The sequence below is a fragment of the Chryseobacterium sp. FR048 genome, assembly GCF_056844665.1.
Genome location: NZ_JBXDSE010000017.1, coordinates 27,771 through 44,752 on the forward strand (window position 1 = coordinate 27,771; position 16,982 = coordinate 44,752).

The window sequence follows — 16,982 nt, forward strand, 5'->3', positions numbered from 1 at the left end:
TTTTGCTGAATAGAATGCCTTTGCGATCGAAATATTTACAATAGTATGAAACGTTTCTAGCGAACCTTAGCGTTAAAAACAAAAATGAATTTGTGTATCCGCAGCCCAAAAAATGCTCACAGATTCATAAGATCGCGCAGAGTACTCAAAAGTTTTATTCATCTATTTTTTTTCGTTCGCAAAGACGTTACACTCAGCTATTGAATTATAGCGTGTTTTGCTAAATAGAATGCCTTTGCGATCGAAATATTTACAATAGTATTAAACGTTTCTAGCGAACCTTAGCGTTAAAAAACAAAAATGGATTCGTGCATTCGTGGCAAAAAAAATCAGGATAGAAAATAATCCATCCTGATTTATATATCTTAATTTCAGCTATCTCAAAGAGTCACCTTATTGTTTCTCTTTCAGTCTATCGATTTCCTCTTTCAGCAAAGCAATATAGTCCTGCATTGTTTTTATAATTTCTATGCTTAATTCATTTGTGATATATCCCATATTGTTGGCTGAAAAACCACTATTACCAACATTTGAACCCGGACTATCATTAAAAACAGGATTTTCAATAATAATTTTAGCTTCATCTTCTTCGTAGATTTCCTCTACAGAAACCTCTAAAAATTTGGCAAGTTTGTTCCATTCTGTCTGCGTAATAGATACAGCGCCACTTTCTTTTCTGCTATAATTGGAAACATCAGTTGGGATCATATCAGCCATTTGCTGCTGAGTGATGCCTTTCATCTTTCTTGCTGTACGTAGTTTTTCTTTTTGCATATCAGACATTTTTACAAATTTGCAAAAAAAAAATTAAATTAAATAGAAAAAAATCTCTTGTTGTAGAGGTATTTTCAATGTTTTTTGATTGATGAAAAATATTTTAAGATTGTTTTTTTTGTTGTTAAATTTTTAATTTTAAAATGAATATTAGCGTCTTTTAATTCTCATTATTGCCATTTTATACCGCATTCCTTCAATCTTATTATCCGTTTACAAACGACTACAAACGAGTTTAAATAGTTTATCACCGACTATTGTGTGGTGACATCCACAACTTTGCTACAGAGATTTGAGAAAACAGTGAACGTCTCTTATCTGAATTATTAATCTTTAAAATACAAAAGTTATGTCACTAAGAAACAAAGTTTTTAAATATGTAATGTAGAGTGTTCATTTTTTTGTAATAAATGTTTTTAAACTATTTATTTATGGGGTTTTATCCTATTTCTTTTAAACATATCCTGTTGCAATAAGCTGGGTAATTGTGATTTTTACATTCACTTTTCCCCTGTGAGAATTAATTTAATTTCTGCCATGATGATTAGTTTTATGATGTGAATATAGTAGTATTCTTCAATACATCCTATTACCTTTTCGGGTGATCTTATCACTCCTGAAATGATACTTTTAAGTCCTTAAGACTATTTCTGGATAAGCAAAGAACTTTTAGTAGGAAATTGAGAAATTTCTTTTGCAGATGATTGTATTGTATGGAAAGAATAACTTTGCGGATAGTCTTTTACATTTTTCTTCAGATCATTACGGATGCTGTCTAATGTCCGCTTGCTTAATATTCTGCTAAGATGGTATTCTTTTTTCAGTTCAATAGTGATCAGCCTGTCTTGCTTGGTAGAGTCAGTCAATGAATATAATTTATCGAGCTGTTTTACGGCCATTAATTCGTGTCCTGTAAAAGGATTCTTGGCTACTGCTGTAAGGGTATTGAGAATAGAGGCACGTTTGTAGTTTACAGCCTCATTATCATCTATTTTTCCGTTGAGAATCGTAATGATCGTGAATTTCGCTTTCATGGTTTTATTTCGATTCAAAATATTTTTAAGAGCCAGATACACTTCGGCAGTAGTGGATGTACCCGAATTTTCGAAAAGTCCGCCGTCTGCCAAACGTCCTACTCCGTGAAGATAGCTGTAAGCATTCACTAAAGGAAAGGATTGACTTGCATTCACACAAGCTGATAGGGGCAAACCTTTGTTGCGAGACCATTCGCAATTTCTGAAAATACCATATCCGTCTTCATAATAGGTGAAACGAGGTTTTCGCTTGTTGTCCCGTACAAACAGAGGAGCGTTCAGTTGAATAGGGCTGAAGACGACTTTTTTCCCATTTTCCACTACGGTAGCATTGATAAGGAACAGAGGTACATTATAAGGTTTTCTTTTATAAATTGATAGATAATCCATATTAAAGAAATTATCGGCTGCATCTTTGTCTGACTTTTGATGAGGAAAAGCCTGCTTAAATGCTTCCATTTCTTCTGCCTGGAAATAAGAGTTTCTATCATTTTCGCCGATAACAGATTCTATATAATCTCCTATGAGCATTCCGAAAAATGCACTGCTGAGATAATTTTTTTCATAAATTTTTTTCGCTGCTGTCTCCCTATCCTCCATTTGAGAGCTTAATACTCCCAGTTCTTTGGATGCCAGAAACATTTGAGCTCCGGAAGTAGATCCTGAAACGGTGGATATAGAAAACAGGTTGTCATAGAAATCTGAATTGAGGCAGTCTAGTTCATACATATTCATTAAAAACCAGGCTGCTCCTCGTGAGCCGCCTCCCTGTCCTGATACAAGGTATATATTCAGAGTGTCAATATTCTTACCTTCGGTCCGGGTGCGATACCATTCTGTAAAATAAGCTTCAATATTCTCCCTTCCGATAACGTCAGTATAATTTTTTTTGTCAAGTGCTAATTGTTTTTCCATGGGTACTTTCCGGAATGTATGAGGATTGCAGGATCTGAAAGCAGTTCCTATGCAAAAAACAGCAGAAGCTCCCACTGCATATCGGTAAAATGTATAGCGTAGGCGGGTATCTGCCAGGCTTATTTTCATAATTCTTGCCATAAGCATCTGAGACGTAAAAAGGAACTCGATCATTAAGATGAAGAAACTCATGGTCATAGTACCTACCGTAATGACAGAAGTGGTATATATAGTCCCGTTGGTCTGCTGAATGTAGAAAAATACTATACTTCCGATGGCTATGACCAAAACAGCGATATGAATAATAAGTGTTTTTTTCATAAGCATTTGTGTAATATTCTGCTTATCGGGATCTGTATTGGGAAAGTTTTCGGACTCTTCTTTTACCAGGAAAAACGCATAAAGGTATAAAGCACCAAAAAAATTGATAAAGATGATGATTGAATCATAATAGGGCTCCAAACTTCCGAGAGTTCCTGTATGAAAAAAGATAAAGAGAAGTATAGCTCCCGCAAGAATAACAAGTGCTTCCCAGTATCTTTTCAGTCGGATATCCATTTCATCAAACTTCTTTTTTATGCCTTTCCTTAAGGAATTCGTTAAGGAATTCAAGAGAATAATGGTTATAACAATCATCATGATAAGCAGCAGCATACACTTTTTTCCATGAATTACATTACCTAGGGTAACAGTATACAGCAACCAGGGTAATACGGCAAGATACCTTACTGGGATTTCAATTTTTTTTGAAATATCAACTTCCTTCGGTTTGGCATTATAGATGTCCAGAAGCTTGTCCAGTATTATAACTCTATTTTCTGTTGCTGTTCGGGTAAGTGAGGTAAAGAGATAAATAGCAGCTGTAGGAACACACCAGATGCTGAGAGCAAGAAAGATAAATGAATTGGCAACAAAGAAATTCGATAGATCCCGATCGGGGCTGGCAAGATCGTTAATTATTTCAGAACCGGCACCAAAATAATATAACAATACAGGTAAAAGAATAGCGAGTAAAATAAATAATCCATTACCTTTAATGGTATTTATCAGATTTTCAAGTAATTCAAAGAATTTATCCATGGTGGTAAATTTTATACCGAACCCAAAAGAAGATTCCCTTCATTATCCTGACAACATATTATCTTTTCTGTTTATGTGGATACATAAAAAAATTTTGAGTTTCAGGGTTTAATTCGTTTTACTCAAAGATAAGAAATTTTATATTATAATCTTATTAATTTTACCAAACTAGTTTGTTTTCGTAAATTGATCACTAAAACTAAATTAATATCTCATGAAACTTAAATTTGAATCATGGATTGAAGCGAACCATGATTCTTTTGATGCTCTGGCACTTTTTAATTCTCATTATTATCATTTTATACAGTATTCCTTCAATTTTATTATCCGTTTACAAACGACTACAAACGAATTTAAATAGTTTATTACCGACTATTGTGTGGTGACATCCACAACTTTGCTACAGAGATTTGAGAAAACAGTGAACGTCTCTTATCTGAATTATTAATCTTTAAAATACAAAAGTTATGTCACTAAGAAACAAAGTAACACTTATTGGTTACACAGGTAAAGAAGTTGAAATGGTAAACTTCGAAAATGGAAATCTGAAAGCAAGTGTATCATTAGCTACCAGCGATCATTACACCAATGCTAAAGGCGAGAAAGTAGAAGAAACCCAATGGCACAATCTGATTGCATTTGGGAAAACGGCCGAAATTTTCGAGAAATATGTTTCGAAAGGAAAAGAAATTGCCATTGAAGGGAAAATTACGTACAGATCGTACGACGACAAAGACGGCGCAAAGCGCTATATCACAGAAATTCGTGTAGACGAGATCCTATTACTAGGAGGCAAATAATTCTAAAAATACAAATGATGAAAGTGAAAGTTTTTAAAATAAGGCTTCCCGAAGAATTCCTTTACAAAGATCAGAAAATGCTGGATGACTTCCTGGAAACCAACGAAATCATAAAAGTGGAAACCGCTTTTGTAAGCGAAGACAGATATTGGTCTGTGATCTTGTATTTTGAGAACCAGAAAGTAGTGAAAAATACAGTAGTGAAAGAGCCAAAACTGATTAAATATTCTGCAGAAAATGAAGCTTTGAATTCTGATGAAGAAAAAATTCTGGATGCCCTCAAGCTCTGGAGATCAGAAAAAGCCAGGGAACAGAATCTGCCTACTTATTTCATCGCAAGCAATAAAGAGCTGGTATCTGTCGCTAAGTATAAGCCCGCCAGAAAAGAAGAACTGCTAGAGATCAAAGGATTTGGAAAACACAAAATTGAAAATTATGGCGAAGAAATTCTTGAGATTATTGAAAATGTCTGATTTCTTAGAATAAATCTGTCTAAACTTAACCAGAAAAGTCACAAAAAGTTTTTATTTTTTCAACACTTTAGTACACTTTAGAAAGTTTAAGGAACTTCCACACAATAATGTTTACATAAGCTGAAAATCTTTGATTTTCAACAAAGCTAAAGTGTACTTCTTATTCGCAAAGTATATAACTTAAATAACTAAAGTGTTTAAAAAGCTTTTGTGCCTCTTCGCTGGTTTAATAAAAAGTGCAAACAGCTTTAATAAATGATTATCCGGCAACAAAAGCTGGGAAAAGAAATCTTTCCTGGCTTTTTATACTGTGTAAAGTCCCTGCAATTCCGTACTTTTGCATCTATCAAAATGACATACAAGAAATGAAGCCAAGTTTAGCAAAAGGAACGAGAGATTTTACGGCACAGGAAGTTTCCAGAAGAAAATATATCATCGGTATTTTACAGAATAATTTTGAATTATTCGGATTTCAGCCATTGGAAACCCCAAGTTTTGAAAATCTTTCTACATTGACAGGAAAGTACGGAGAAGAAGGAGACCGCTTGATTTTTAAAATCCTGAATTCAAGTATTAATGAAGCAAAGGATGATAAAAAAACAGAAATGCTTGATCATTTTCAGAGAGCATTAGAGAAGCCTTTCAGTTCAGATAAGCTGACGGATAAAGCCCTTCGTTATGACCTTACCGTACCTTTTGCAAGATTTGTGGCTATGAATCATGGGAAACTGACGTTTCCGTTCAAACGTTTTCAGATTCAGCCGGTATGGAGAGCAGACCGCCCTCAGAAAGGAAGATACAGAGAATTTTATCAGTGTGATGCGGATGTTGTAGGAAGTGAAAGTTTATTGCAGGAAGTAGATTTGGTTCAATTATATCTGAAGTCTTTTGCAGACCTGAAGGTCCCTGTTACCATTCATATGAACAACAGAAAGATCCTTTCCGGATTGGCAGAATATGCAGGAATTACAGATAAGCTGATTGATTTTACAGTAGCACTGGATAAACTGGATAAAATCGGGAAAGATGGCGTTGTAAAAGAATTACTCGAAAGAGAAATCTCTCAGGAGTCTATCGATAAACTGGACTTCTTATTCAGCCAGTCTGATGATGCATTAGAAAACCTTCTTCAGCTGAAAGAAAAATTTGCAGGTAACGAAATCGGTCTGAAAGGAGTAGAAGAGCTGGAATTTGTTCTTACACAATCTCTGAACCTGGGAGTTGATATGCAGAATCTGGTATTCAATATTACCCTAGCAAGAGGACTTGACTATTATACCGGAGCTATTTTTGAAGTAAAAGCAGATGAAGTAGCAATGGGTTCTATCGGTGGAGGTGGTAGATATGATAATCTTACCGAAGTATTTGGGGTAAAAAATATCCCTGGAATCGGAATTTCATTCGGACTGGATAGAATCTATCTGGTAATGGAAGAACTGAACCTGTTCCCGGAAGAAGCAACTTCTCAGATAGAATACCTGTTTGCCAATTTTGGAGGTGAAGAAACTACAGAAGCTTTAAAGCTGATTATGCAGCTGAGAGCAAAAGGAATTTCTGCAGAATTATACCCTGAAAATGCAAAAATCAACAAGCAGTTTACCTATGCAGAAAAGAAGGGAATTAAAAACCTTGTTTTCTTAGGCGAAGAAGAGATTAAAAACAATACCGTTACTTTTAAAAATCTGGAAGCAGGAGAGCAAAAGACCGTTTCTCTGGCAGAGTTTTTAGGATAAAATTATAAGTCAATACATCGTTTCATTATGGAGAAATGTGTCGGTTGTTTAACGCCACTGCAAACCGGTTTTTTTTCTAAGACAGAAGAACTCTCTGATAAGACCTACCTATGTGATCCTTGTAGCGAAAAAGTGCGTGGTGCTTTCAAGAATATGGATCTAGGGAACCTTGTTTATTTCAAAGGATATACCTCTTTTCAGATGCAGGAGCTGTTGGTGAAAGAAGCAAAGTTTCAGTGGTTCTTGCGTGAGCTTGCAAAAACTTATCTTATTACAGTTTCCGACACTGCCATGATTACGAAGTTATTCATGGCCCTTGCTGACGGTGAAAGCATGGTGCATGCTGCCGGAGCATTGTATGGGAATAAGCGCGGTATTTTGCTTGCTACGAACAGAAGATTGATGTTTGTAGGAGCAAATTCACAGATAAAACTTCCAGAATGTATTGATTATAAAGAAGTCACTTCAGTAGATTTTATTTCGATCAATAATCAGATAAAAATCACAACTCCGGAAGCTACATTGTTTTTTTCAGGAATTATGAATCAACCTGAGAAATTTTGCATTAAAATAAGACAACAGATAGACCAGATCAACAATAAAGGACAAGGAGAAGCTGAGCCTTCCCAGAATACTAATGAGCCATCGCTTTTTGATATTTTGGAAAGGCTCGGTAGCTTCCGTCAAAATGGAATCATCACGGATGAAGAATTTGCTGAACAAAAGTCAAAATTACTTGAACGTCTCTAAAACCTATAAGAAATGAGTATGAACTGTCCTGTTTGCGAAGGTAAAATATCATTTTGGAGTAAGGTAACACTTCAGGATAATATAGAAATCTGTGGCGATTGCAAATCTGACACTAACAAAATATATAGTGGTTTCTCGTCCCATTCTAATGAATTCAGTCTCTATCAGGTTAAAACATTACTCAAAAAGGAGGTTGAGTTTAGAGAATTCGTGACCAAGCTATTCAAAGTAAATTCAACTCTATTTGATTATTCGGAAACGACATTACGAAAGATTTTCCGGACAGTTAATGATGATCAGCTGATTCACGGGATATTTGGGAAACATTCCGAGCGTGGATTTGGGACTCTTATCTCAACAGATAAAAGATTAATTTTCATTGATGCCGGAGATTATCTGACATTTGCATTTAAAGAAACGATAGCTCTTGATCTGATTAGTTCAATTGATTTTTCACTTTCAGATCATGTCATTACGATTACTATTTCCCAGAAAACGATTAAAATTGAAACCGATACTCCCGAATACATGGCGCCTTTTTGTGATGCTGTAAATCGTTTTATACAGAATTCTTCCAAGGAAACCGAAACTCAGGATTATTCTGTTCCGGTAATTTTAGATTTGATAGAACGGCTTGGGCAACTCAGACAGAACGGAATTTTGACAGAGGATGAATTTTCAGCGGAAAAAGCAAAATTGTTTAGTAAATTGTAAAAATTCTGATCTCCAAACCATGCAAAACCTCAAGTATCAAATTAAATATATTAATCCGGATCTATTGTCATGGACTGTGGAAGAAATTGATAAACTTTCTGATATTCTGATGGAAGAAGAAAAGCTTATTCATATCATTGATGGGCTTTACGATGAAGTTGCTGTTCTTCTGTTTTCTACTGATAGCCGTATTATTTTCAAAGGAATCGGAATAGACTTTATCGAAGTGATCCCTCATGAAAAAATTACATCCGTAGCTTATTCAGATTCTTTGAAAGTTCTTGAAATAAATACAGAAGAGAGAGTCTTTGTATTGGAAAAATCAAATCCGAAACTTTCTCAGCAATTTTGTAATGCTGTAAACAATTTCCTTAACGGAATAGACCCAAATGAAGTTATTTCTGATACCTCTGTTTTTGAATTGTTGGAACAGCTTGGGAAGCTGAGAGAAAACGGAGTGCTTACCAATGACGAGTTTACACAGCAAAAAAAGAAACTTTTGGAAAAGTTATAAAGATAACACAAAGCAGAAAGCATCATACTTTCTTCGAAATATTTTCTCTACGCTATCAATAAGGACTGTGTGTTGCATCGGAAAAATCCGCCGAAACTTCTGCTGATCGAGAAATCAACATATTTCACTTTGATTAATTTCTTCTTAATCTGTTCAAGGAATTCCTTTCAGAGATGCATCTTCACAAACGAGTATCAGCTCTTCCTTTACAAAGCCGAGAGTGCAGTCAAGATGCAAAATATCAGGATGAAGTTTTACTTTCTGTACAGAATAGCCATAAGACTTTAATAGTTTTTTCAGCCCTTGAACACTCAATACTTTAAAATGAGGACAGCAAAAAAGAATCGTTTTTGAAAAATGATAAGATTTGAATATTTTTAAGCAGAAAAATCGGATCAGAATTTGTAATTTGGGGTCGATATAAACAGAACAGGGTAGAAATACTGCCCAAATTCGTCAAACTTTTAAACATAAAAACCAAATGAATATGATTTGCGCATTATGCGGAACGCCATTGACGGCCACAGATATGCTCGTGGGAAAAAATAAACTCGCTGACGGCGGTTATTTGTGTGCTGAATGCTTTACGAAAGCGGTCCGTATCAATCAGGATCTTATCAATAATCTCGATCAGTTTTATTTTGCTGAAATTACAGGCATGATCCTTAAAAGTAAGATTGATGCCAGCCAGAATCCAGGTGAGGCACAATACTCAGGTGGAGGTAATTATGCATATGATGCTCCTACCAGACTGGACGAAATCAAGGATCAGATCGTTGCTCTGAATGCCAGGCTAAGTGTTTTAGCCAATGAAGAAGTAAATGAATTGGCCAATATTCTGGATAGAGATGAGAAGATTTTAGCCATAGCAGAAGGAATAGACCTTCAAAGTAAAAGAGAAGGGATCATTTTTTCGACTCAAAAAAGAGTAGCTTTCATCGATAAGAAATTTTTAGGTGGAGTGGTAAAGAATGAATTTTCTCTTCAGAGCATTTCTTCTATTGACCATACTGAAAATCTGTTATATTCAATTTTGAAGATCAATAGCAATATAGGTATCGCAGAATTTAAATTACATAATAAAAATGATGGCAGGGCATTTACGGGAATTAACAGTAATTTCCGTTATTCTGAACCTTTGAAACAGGAATCCAGACCGTTGCAGGCGTTTTCTCAAACGATCCCGGGGCTGGCTCAGGAGAATGTATACAGTACAGCCAATAAAGAAGCTTCAGGAAATGTTTTTGAACAGTTGGAGAAGCTGGGTAAACTGAAAGAAATGGGTGTGTTGACGGACACAGAATTTGCGGAACAAAAGAAAAAACTTTTAGATAAACTGTAATCGTCTTTATTGCAATGATAGAAAAATCTACTCGGCTCAGACTTGAGGAAATAAAAGAAGAGATCAGTACAAAAAGTATGATGATACAGCCTTTTTTGATTGTAAAGGAAGCTGCTAATCTACCCTATATTCTTGAACCTGATGAGAAAATTATCAGTGCAATTGCCAGCAGCAGGGAGAAAGATTATGGACTATTGCTGGCAACTGACCGGAGAATTATCTTTACAAATACCACAGCTTTTAATCAGTTTGAAAATGGAATTCCTTACCACGAGGTTGCTGAGATAAAATGTTTTCCGCATACTGTTCCCCATCATAGTCTAATGATCATTGTATCAGGAAAAGGTATTGTTTTCGATACCAATGGGATGTTGTATGCACAGGCGTTTTGCGAGAAAGTGAGCAATTTTCTCTCTCAATGGAAGCAAGAGCACATAGCTGAAGAAAATGATTCGAATCCTGATCAGGATATTTTTGAACAGCTTGAAAAACTGGGAGACCTTTGGCAAAAAGGAATTCTGACCAATGAAGAGTTTGCAGCACAAAAGCAAAGGCTTCTGGCTAAACTCTGAACATACAGAAAAAAGAAAGAAACCGAAATACATCCGAAATTTGTAATTTGGTTGAACATAAGAAGGAACAGGCTTTATCCCCTGTTTCGACTTGAAAAAACTTTTAAACATAAACAATTAAGATGAACACGGATTGTGCTCTATGTGGATTGCCATTAACATCAATGGACACACTCTTAGGAGAAAATAAACTCTCAGATGGTGGCGCTTTGTGCAATAAATGCCTGAATAAAGCAACTAATATTAATAAAGAACTGGTATCTGATCTTGCCAACTATAGTTTGGTACAGATAAGGGATATTGTGCTCAGAGAAAATATGGAGGAAGAAGAAGAGGAGCAGATTGAGCCTGAAGTTTCTGCCCCTAGAGTGATTACCCAAACTTCACATTCCATTCAGTTTAGCTTTACCTCAGGAACATCAGCAACAGGTAGACTTGATGAAATTAAGGATCAGATTGCCGCTTTAAATGCCAGACTCAGTATTTTTGTAAACGGTGAAGTAAGTGAACTTGTCAATGTACTTGATAAAGATGAAAAGATCATTGCCATTGCTGAGGGAAAATACCTGTATAATAATCTTGAGGGAATTTTGGTTTCTACGGAAAGGAGAGTAGTTTTTGTTGATAAAAAGCTCTTTGGCGGAGTGTCTGAAAATGAATTTCTCCATCATCAGATTACTTCTGTACAGCATAGCACCGGATTGATCTCTTCCGAATTGAAAATATTCACACAAAGTTTAAAGGCAGAATTTAAACTGTACAGCAGAAACGCAGCCAAAATATTTTATGATGCCGTAGAAGGGTATGTGTATAATTCCAGAAATCAACAACAACAACAACAACAACAACAACAACAGGTCCAGCAAGAAAAACAGCCTGAGAAGCCTAAGCCAGGTCCTGTGAAAAAAGAAGATCCTGCGGCTATTTTTGATAAACTTGAAAAACTGGGTAAACTGAGAGAAAGTGGAATTCTGACCGATGAAGAGTTTGCCGAACAGAAAAAAAAGTTGCTTGATAAATTATAAAAACAAAAGAAATGAGTAATAATTGTTCATTGTGTAATTCTGAACTGACTTCTATGGATACGCTTCTGGGAGTGAATAAACTGTCAGACGGAGGAGTTTTATGCAATAAATGTCTTGATAAAATAAGCAATATCAACCAGGAATTGCTGTATAATCTCAATATGTTCAGCATTGATGATATTAATAACCTGTTACAAAAGGGAAGCGCAGAGCCTGCTCAGGAAGTTCTGAAAGTAGAGCAGAACCTTCCTGTACTTACAGAGTCTGAACCACAGAATATATCAGGCGAAGTTTATAAACGAAGAAAGAGAAAGATTAAATACGAACTGGAAAAACTGAGAGCTAACCTTTCAGTCTTTACAAAAGGGGAGATCAAAGAACTTCCTTATCTGATTTCGGAAGAGGAACAGATTATTGCCATAACGGACGCCCAGTTTATTAATACACTAGATGCCGGTGTTTTGTTGGTAACTCCTTTAAGGATGCTTTCCGTATCGAAATCAATGTTTGGAGCGGCAAAGATTAATGAATATCCTAATGAAACGATAAGATCCGTAAGTTTCGTAGAAGATCCAAGATCCCCGATCATTAAACTGCATTTGGACGAGAAGGTCGTAGAATTTGAATGCTATATGGATAAAGAAGATGCTGAGAAGTTTTATAATAAGATTAAAACCATTTATAATGCTCCTCCGGCAGAACCTCAAAAACAAATTAGCGGCGGTGCTGTGGTGAAGGAGAGATCCTCGGAAGAAGTTTTTGAACAGCTTGAAAAACTAGGCAAGCTGAGAGAAAATGGAATTCTTACAGACGCTGAATTTGCAGAACAGAAAAAGAAGCTGCTGGAACAGTTGGGATAAGATTTGTAACAAACGGATTATGATGGGTAAAGTATCTGCAGAAATCGTGGAAAACTGGCTTAAAGGATGGTCTTTATCCCGGGAATTGCCTTTTGCCGCTCAATATCAATCGGGATTGAAAGTTGTGGTAGGGTATGAAAACCAGAAAGAACGATATGTATTCGCAGCGCTTAATGAAGATTTCTTTCAGCTCGCCAACTCAATTGTTGAGCCCTGGGTATATCTGAAAGTATGTACTTCTGCCGATCAGTTCATAGAAAGAATCCCGAAAAGATGGAAACTTCAGCCGCAGGGGTATATGATGACATGCTTTCACCCGATGAACTTCCCGGAAGTAAAACTATCTGATGGGTATAGCGTGGAACATAGCTATTATAATTCCACTTACACCATTAAGATCATTGCTGAAAACGGTGAACAGGCTTCAATAGGCCATGTTGTTCTGGTTGATCATCTTGCTGTTTATGATAGAATTGTCACAGAGAAAACCCACCAAAGGAAAGGTCTTGCTTCCTTTTTACTGAAAGAACTTGAGAAAATAGCCTTGTCAAAAGGATTTACCAATAATTTTTTAGTAGCCACAGAAGAAGGAAAGCTATTGTATGAAAGTTTGGGCTGGGAAGTGTACAGCATATACACTTCCATTGTAATCCCGGCTTAGTACTAAGATTTTTTCCCGATGTAAATTATTTTTCTTGTAATTTAGCCTCCATAAACTATTACTATGAGTAGATCAAGACTTGATGAAATCAAAGACGAACTCGAGAAACTGGACATCAATCCAACCTTTTTTGCCAGAAAAGAAATTCATGAACTTCCGGATATACTATCCGTGGATGAAAAAATTGTCTATCTCGTTGAAGGCAGAAATAAAATAACCACCCATCATATCATTCTGGTGGCTACAGACCGAAGAGTGATTTTCGTAGATAAAGAATTCATGTACGGACTGAAGGTGGAAGATTTTTCCTATAGCAAGATCAGCTCAATCCAATATGAAACAGCATTGCTATTGGCTTCTATAGATATTCATGTAGCAGATGATGTTGTGGAGATTGATGGAGTGGGGAAATATTATGCTGAACTATTTTGCGAAAAAGTAAGGAATTTTATGGCTCACCCTGAAGAATATGTTCAGGCTAAAACTGAACCTACTGTGTTAGATCAGTTGGAACAGCTGGGAAGATTAAAAGAAAATGGTGTTTTAAGCGAAGAAGAATTTAATGATCAGAAGAAAAAACTAATAGATCTGTTATGATAAAAGAATTAGCTTTTAAAGCGTTGAATTGGAGGTGGTATTTTACCATTTTCCTTGCATTATTGTTGTGTGTTTTTTGTTGGATAGCCCTTCTGATCTTACCCATTAGCAGTTTTACCTGGAACTTTTTCACAATGATGCCGTTTTTGTTTGTTGGTGTCAGCTTGATTTTAGGTATTTCAAGACTGTTCCAGAAAGGGGAGTTTAAGAATGGATTGTGGCAGTGCTTCTTTAGCGGTGTTGTGTTCCTTATCATTGGAGTTATGTTCGTTTTGCATCCTCCAAAAAGCCCTTATAAACCTTACAAAAACGATATAAAAAATCCTAAGAACATACCGTTTTCAATGCCATTGAAAATAGTTCAGGAAAGCCAGAAACAGCTGGTTGAAGTTACCGGACCCAATGTCTTGATATATGATTATTTACAGCCTGGTTCCTATAAATATGATGTTTTCCTGAATAAAATAGAAAAAGGAAAAGTATATTTAAAAATTTATGACGCTAATACCAATAGAATTCTCTCCGAAAAAGAAATTAAAAAAGCATCTCTGATGAAAGTCGTTAATCCCAATGATGAACTGAAAGAGTTTTCCAGTGATAAGAACTTTACCGTTCAGGAAGGAGAATGGGGTGATTACTACGGAAGTAGGGTTGAAGTTTGGTTTCAGCCGGATGATTCTGGTAAGCCTGAGAGAAAACTGATGACCAAAAACTATATTATTCAAGGAAATTAAAGATTATTTTAACTTAAAATCATGGAAAATTACTTAGAAATAAACAAAAACTCGTGGAATGCCAAAGTAGAACCGCATCTGAAATCAGATTTCTACTTTGTTGATGAATTTTTAAAAGGAAAAAGCTCATTAAACTCTATAGAACTTGAGCTTTTGGGAGATATAAAAGGAAAAACAATTCTGCACCTGCAGTGTCATTTCGGTCAGGATTCTATTTCTTTATCCAGAATGGGAGCAAAAGTGACCGGAATTGACCTTTCAGATAAAGCGATTGAAACGGCAAGAGATCTGGCACAGAAATGCGGTACAGATACAGAATTCATCTGTTCAGATGTCTACAATCTGCCTAATGTTCTGGATCAGAAATTCGACATTGTATTTACAAGTTATGGCACCATTGGATGGCTTCCTGATCTTGAAAAATGGGCTGACGTAATCGGACAGTTCCTGAAACCGGGTGGGCAGTTTATTATGGCAGAGTTTCATCCCGTTGTCTGGATGTTCGATGACGATTTTACGAAAGTAGCTTACAATTATTTCAATGAAAAACCAATTGTAGAAACTTATGAAGGAACTTATGCCGATCAGTCTGCTGCCATTGTTCAGGAATATGTGATGTGGAATCATTCCTTATCAGAGGTTCTTGATAATCTGGTTAAAAAAGGAATGCAGCTGGAAACCTTTCGGGAATTCGACTGGTCGCCATATGCATGCTTCAGACATGTGGAAGAATTTGAAAAAGGAAAATGGAGAATTCCGCAGTTTGGAAATAAGATCCCGCTTGTATTTGCTTTGGTAGCACAGAAAAAGTAAAAAGAATTCTATTTTTTTAGCTACGAATGCACGAATTTTTTTCCATTATTCGTGTATTCGTGGCAATTAAAAGCAATTAAAAGAGCAGATTAAGGAATACAATTTTCAGCTATTTGATACTGTTTTATATCTTTTATAATCTGCTTTTATAGGTCTAAATCAAAAAAGTCATCGCAATACTGCGATGACTTTTTTCTATATATGAATGTTAAAAAAAACTATCTGTTTTTTAGCTTAAAGAATCTTCAGCCTTAGTCTTTACTTCGTCTACTTTGTTCTGAACCTGAGAAGCAACATCATTGGCTTTACTTTTAAGGTCATTTCCCCATTTGTTAAGATTATCTTTTGCTGTATTAAGCTTGTCTTTTACGGCTTGCTGATCTTCAGGACTTGAATTTTTGTATTTCCAATATGCTAAAGCACCTAATCCTAATAAAGCTAATAAGCCTTTTGTTTTGTTTCCCATGATTTCTATTTTTTTAAGATATTAATATTAAAATTTGTTATTAATACTTATGTAAAATACGTGCCAAAAAATTGAATAGACTTATAAAAAAATGTTAAATTTAAGAAAAGACATCAAAATTTTTGCCGTCAAAACTGGCGAAAACCATAGTGGGATAGGAATCCTGATGGTATACATTCCCATGCTTATCAATCGCTATGGCTCCTGCAAATCCGTCAATGGCCTTAAGTTCATCAAAAGTTTTATCAAAAGCATTCTCCAGGCTCATTCCGTCCGTTACCCTCGTGACAATTTTGGCAGCAGTCGCATTGCTTACAATATCTTCTCCCACACCTGTACAGCTTACGGCGCAGAATGCATTGGCATAGTTTCCTGCCACTGTGGCAGAGTCTGAGATCCTTCCCGGAATTTCAAAACCTTTCCCACCTGTAGAAGTGGCAACAGCTAGTTTACCGTCTTTATCAATGGCTACACAGCCCACGGTTCCTTTTCCTCCGGTGGCCAGTTTGGCTTCGTATTCCTTTCTTCTTTGTGGAATTTCCGTAGAGAAATTCTCAAATCCATGTTCTGTAGCATATATTTTGGCTCCATGCCCACCCAGCACCCTGTCGTCTTCACCAATCAGTTCTTTTGCCACAAAAACAGGATTCTTTACCTCCTGTATATTGATCACACCGCTTAATTTCTGGGTTTCCCCATTCATAATAGCGGCACTCATCCGGATAATACCATCGCTCTGGATCTGTGAACCGATACCGGCATTATATAAAGGATCGTCTTCTAATAGAGAAACGGCATAGGCAACACTGTCAAAAGCAGAGTGAGTCTGAAGATATTCAAAAGCCTTTTGGGCTATTTCTTTTAAAGAGTTTTGCTTTGCAGTCTTTACTTCATGGCTTTGGTCACTTTCCGAGAAAAAACCGCCGTGGATGATGATTTTCATAGAATATATAAATGAAGGTTGATAAATGTTTTTGCGAAGGTAATTTATAAATAATAGATTAAAGATTAAAGATTAAAGATTAAAGATTAAAGATTAAAGATTAAAGATTAAAGATTAAAGATTAAAGATTAAAGATTAAAGATTAAAGATTAAAGATTAAAGATTAAAGATTAAAGATTAAA

19 protein-coding genes are annotated in these 16,982 nt (G+C 35.8%); 15 read left to right on the forward strand and 4 right to left on the reverse strand.

Annotation, left to right across the window (positions count from 1 at the left end; all coding sequences use genetic code 11):
* Positions 1-393: 393 nt before the first annotated feature.
* Together AC106K_RS27500 and AC106K_RS27505 are read right to left on the reverse strand one after the other, a co-directional pair.
* Positions 394-774, reverse strand: a complete 381-nt coding sequence (locus tag AC106K_RS27500) for a helix-turn-helix transcriptional regulator (RefSeq protein WP_482448802.1) — start codon at positions 772-774, stop codon at positions 394-396.
* Between the two features lie 644 nt (positions 775-1,418).
* Positions 1,419-3,803 carry a hypothetical protein gene (locus AC106K_RS27505; protein WP_482448803.1) on the reverse strand — a complete coding sequence of 795 codons (2,385 nt, stop codon included), beginning with the start codon at positions 3,801-3,803 and terminating at the stop codon, positions 1,419-1,421.
* Between the two features lie 214 nt (positions 3,804-4,017).
* Between AC106K_RS27505 and AC106K_RS27510 the strand changes: the two genes are divergently transcribed.
* From AC106K_RS27510 to AC106K_RS27580, 15 genes are all read left to right on the forward strand, one after another.
* Positions 4,018-4,164, forward strand: coding sequence for a hypothetical protein (locus tag AC106K_RS27510; protein WP_482448805.1), 147 nt, complete (start codon positions 4,018-4,020; stop codon positions 4,162-4,164).
* 106 nt (positions 4,165-4,270) lie between these two features.
* Positions 4,271-4,603: a single-stranded DNA-binding protein gene (locus tag AC106K_RS27515; protein ID WP_047098272.1), complete on the forward strand. Its 333-nt coding sequence runs from the start codon at positions 4,271-4,273 to the stop codon at positions 4,601-4,603.
* Positions 4,604-4,617: 14 nt separating this feature from the next.
* Positions 4,618-5,076 carry an HRDC domain-containing protein gene (locus tag AC106K_RS27520; RefSeq protein WP_482448806.1) on the forward strand — a complete coding sequence of 153 codons (459 nt, stop codon included), beginning with the start codon at positions 4,618-4,620 and terminating at the stop codon, positions 5,074-5,076.
* A gap of 365 nt (positions 5,077-5,441) precedes the next feature.
* Complete coding sequence (hisS, locus tag AC106K_RS27525; RefSeq protein ID WP_482448807.1) at positions 5,442-6,809, forward strand: histidine--tRNA ligase; 1,368 nt, start codon at positions 5,442-5,444, stop codon at positions 6,807-6,809.
* A gap of 27 nt (positions 6,810-6,836) precedes the next feature.
* Complete coding sequence (locus AC106K_RS27530) at positions 6,837-7,559, forward strand: SHOCT domain-containing protein (RefSeq protein WP_482448808.1); 723 nt, start codon at positions 6,837-6,839, stop codon at positions 7,557-7,559.
* 12 nt (positions 7,560-7,571) lie between these two features.
* Positions 7,572-8,273 (forward strand): PH domain-containing protein, encoded by a 702-nt coding sequence (locus AC106K_RS27535; RefSeq protein ID WP_482448809.1) that lies wholly within the window; start codon positions 7,572-7,574, stop codon positions 8,271-8,273.
* Positions 8,274-8,292: 19 nt separating this feature from the next.
* Entirely contained in the window at positions 8,293-8,787 is a 495-nt protein-coding gene (locus tag AC106K_RS27540; protein WP_482448810.1) for an SHOCT domain-containing protein, read from the forward strand.
* Between the two features lie 487 nt (positions 8,788-9,274).
* Positions 9,275-10,129, forward strand: a complete 855-nt coding sequence (locus AC106K_RS27545; protein ID WP_482448811.1) for a PH domain-containing protein — start codon at positions 9,275-9,277, stop codon at positions 10,127-10,129.
* 14 nt (positions 10,130-10,143) lie between these two features.
* Positions 10,144-10,701: a PH domain-containing protein gene (locus tag AC106K_RS27550; protein WP_482448812.1), complete on the forward strand. Its 558-nt coding sequence runs from the start codon at positions 10,144-10,146 to the stop codon at positions 10,699-10,701.
* Between the two features lie 164 nt (positions 10,702-10,865).
* Complete coding sequence (locus tag AC106K_RS27555; RefSeq protein ID WP_482448813.1) at positions 10,866-11,726, forward strand: PH domain-containing protein; 861 nt, start codon at positions 10,866-10,868, stop codon at positions 11,724-11,726.
* Positions 11,727-11,737: 11 nt separating this feature from the next.
* Positions 11,738-12,586: a PH domain-containing protein gene (locus AC106K_RS27560; protein WP_482448814.1), complete on the forward strand. Its 849-nt coding sequence runs from the start codon at positions 11,738-11,740 to the stop codon at positions 12,584-12,586.
* A 19-nt stretch (positions 12,587-12,605) separates the two neighbouring features.
* Positions 12,606-13,247, forward strand: coding sequence for a GNAT family N-acetyltransferase (locus AC106K_RS27565; RefSeq protein WP_482448815.1), 642 nt, complete (start codon positions 12,606-12,608; stop codon positions 13,245-13,247).
* Between the two features lie 63 nt (positions 13,248-13,310).
* Positions 13,311-13,844, forward strand: a complete 534-nt coding sequence (locus AC106K_RS27570) for a PH domain-containing protein (RefSeq protein ID WP_482448816.1) — start codon at positions 13,311-13,313, stop codon at positions 13,842-13,844.
* Positions 13,841-14,578 carry a hypothetical protein gene (locus AC106K_RS27575; protein WP_482448817.1) on the forward strand — a complete coding sequence of 246 codons (738 nt, stop codon included), beginning with the start codon at positions 13,841-13,843 and terminating at the stop codon, positions 14,576-14,578. Before AC106K_RS27570 ends, AC106K_RS27575 begins: the two co-directional genes overlap by 4 nt.
* A gap of 21 nt (positions 14,579-14,599) precedes the next feature.
* Positions 14,600-15,391, forward strand: a complete 792-nt coding sequence (locus AC106K_RS27580; protein WP_482448818.1) for a class I SAM-dependent methyltransferase — start codon at positions 14,600-14,602, stop codon at positions 15,389-15,391.
* Between the two features lie 229 nt (positions 15,392-15,620).
* Here AC106K_RS27580 and AC106K_RS27585 read toward each other — a convergent pair whose 3' ends face one another.
* Together AC106K_RS27585 and AC106K_RS27590 are read right to left on the reverse strand one after the other, a co-directional pair.
* The gene (locus AC106K_RS27585) at positions 15,621-15,857 is read right to left on the reverse strand and encodes a YtxH domain-containing protein (protein ID WP_047095751.1); all 237 of its coding nucleotides are present in this window, start codon (positions 15,855-15,857) and stop codon (positions 15,621-15,623) included.
* A 100-nt stretch (positions 15,858-15,957) separates the two neighbouring features.
* Entirely contained in the window at positions 15,958-16,800 is an 843-nt protein-coding gene (locus AC106K_RS27590) for an isoaspartyl peptidase/L-asparaginase (RefSeq protein WP_185288587.1), read from the reverse strand.
* Positions 16,801-16,982: the final 182 nt, after the last annotated feature.

Bases quoted from the DNA above. Each gene is read 5' to 3' on its own strand.
- AC106K_RS27550 (WP_482448812.1), top strand. From the start codon at position 10,144: ATGATAGAAAAATCTACTCGGCTCAGACTTGAGGAAATAAAAGAAGAG.
- AC106K_RS27555 (WP_482448813.1), top strand. From the start codon at position 10,866: ATGGACACACTCTTAGGAGAAAATAAACTCTCAGATGGTGGCGCTTTG.
- AC106K_RS27565 (WP_482448815.1), top strand. From the start codon at position 12,606: ATGATGGGTAAAGTATCTGCAGAAATCGTGGAAAACTGGCTTAAAGGA.
- AC106K_RS27575 (WP_482448817.1), top strand. From the start codon at position 13,841: ATGATAAAAGAATTAGCTTTTAAAGCGTTGAATTGGAGGTGGTATTTT.
- AC106K_RS27520 (WP_482448806.1), top strand. From the start codon at position 4,618: ATGATGAAAGTGAAAGTTTTTAAAATAAGGCTTCCCGAAGAATTCCTT.
- AC106K_RS27590 (WP_185288587.1), bottom strand. From the start codon at position 16,800: ATGAAAATCATCATCCACGGCGGTTTTTTCTCGGAAAGTGACCAAAGC.
- AC106K_RS27535 (WP_482448809.1), top strand. From the start codon at position 7,572: ATGAGTATGAACTGTCCTGTTTGCGAAGGTAAAATATCATTTTGGAGT.
- AC106K_RS27500 (WP_482448802.1), bottom strand. From the start codon at position 774: ATGCAAAAAGAAAAACTACGTACAGCAAGAAAGATGAAAGGCATCACT.
- hisS (WP_482448807.1), top strand. From the start codon at position 5,442: ATGAAGCCAAGTTTAGCAAAAGGAACGAGAGATTTTACGGCACAGGAA.
- AC106K_RS27545 (WP_482448811.1), top strand. From the start codon at position 9,275: ATGATTTGCGCATTATGCGGAACGCCATTGACGGCCACAGATATGCTC.
- AC106K_RS27540 (WP_482448810.1), top strand. From the start codon at position 8,293: ATGCAAAACCTCAAGTATCAAATTAAATATATTAATCCGGATCTATTG.
- AC106K_RS27560 (WP_482448814.1), top strand. From the start codon at position 11,738: ATGAGTAATAATTGTTCATTGTGTAATTCTGAACTGACTTCTATGGAT.
- AC106K_RS27570 (WP_482448816.1), top strand. From the start codon at position 13,311: ATGAGTAGATCAAGACTTGATGAAATCAAAGACGAACTCGAGAAACTG.
- AC106K_RS27585 (WP_047095751.1), bottom strand. From the start codon at position 15,857: ATGGGAAACAAAACAAAAGGCTTATTAGCTTTATTAGGATTAGGTGCT.
- AC106K_RS27515 (WP_047098272.1), top strand. From the start codon at position 4,271: ATGTCACTAAGAAACAAAGTAACACTTATTGGTTACACAGGTAAAGAA.
- AC106K_RS27510 (WP_482448805.1), top strand. From the start codon at position 4,018: ATGAAACTTAAATTTGAATCATGGATTGAAGCGAACCATGATTCTTTT.
- AC106K_RS27530 (WP_482448808.1), top strand. From the start codon at position 6,837: ATGGAGAAATGTGTCGGTTGTTTAACGCCACTGCAAACCGGTTTTTTT.
- AC106K_RS27505 (WP_482448803.1), bottom strand. From the start codon at position 3,803: ATGGATAAATTCTTTGAATTACTTGAAAATCTGATAAATACCATTAAA.
- AC106K_RS27580 (WP_482448818.1), top strand. From the start codon at position 14,600: ATGGAAAATTACTTAGAAATAAACAAAAACTCGTGGAATGCCAAAGTA.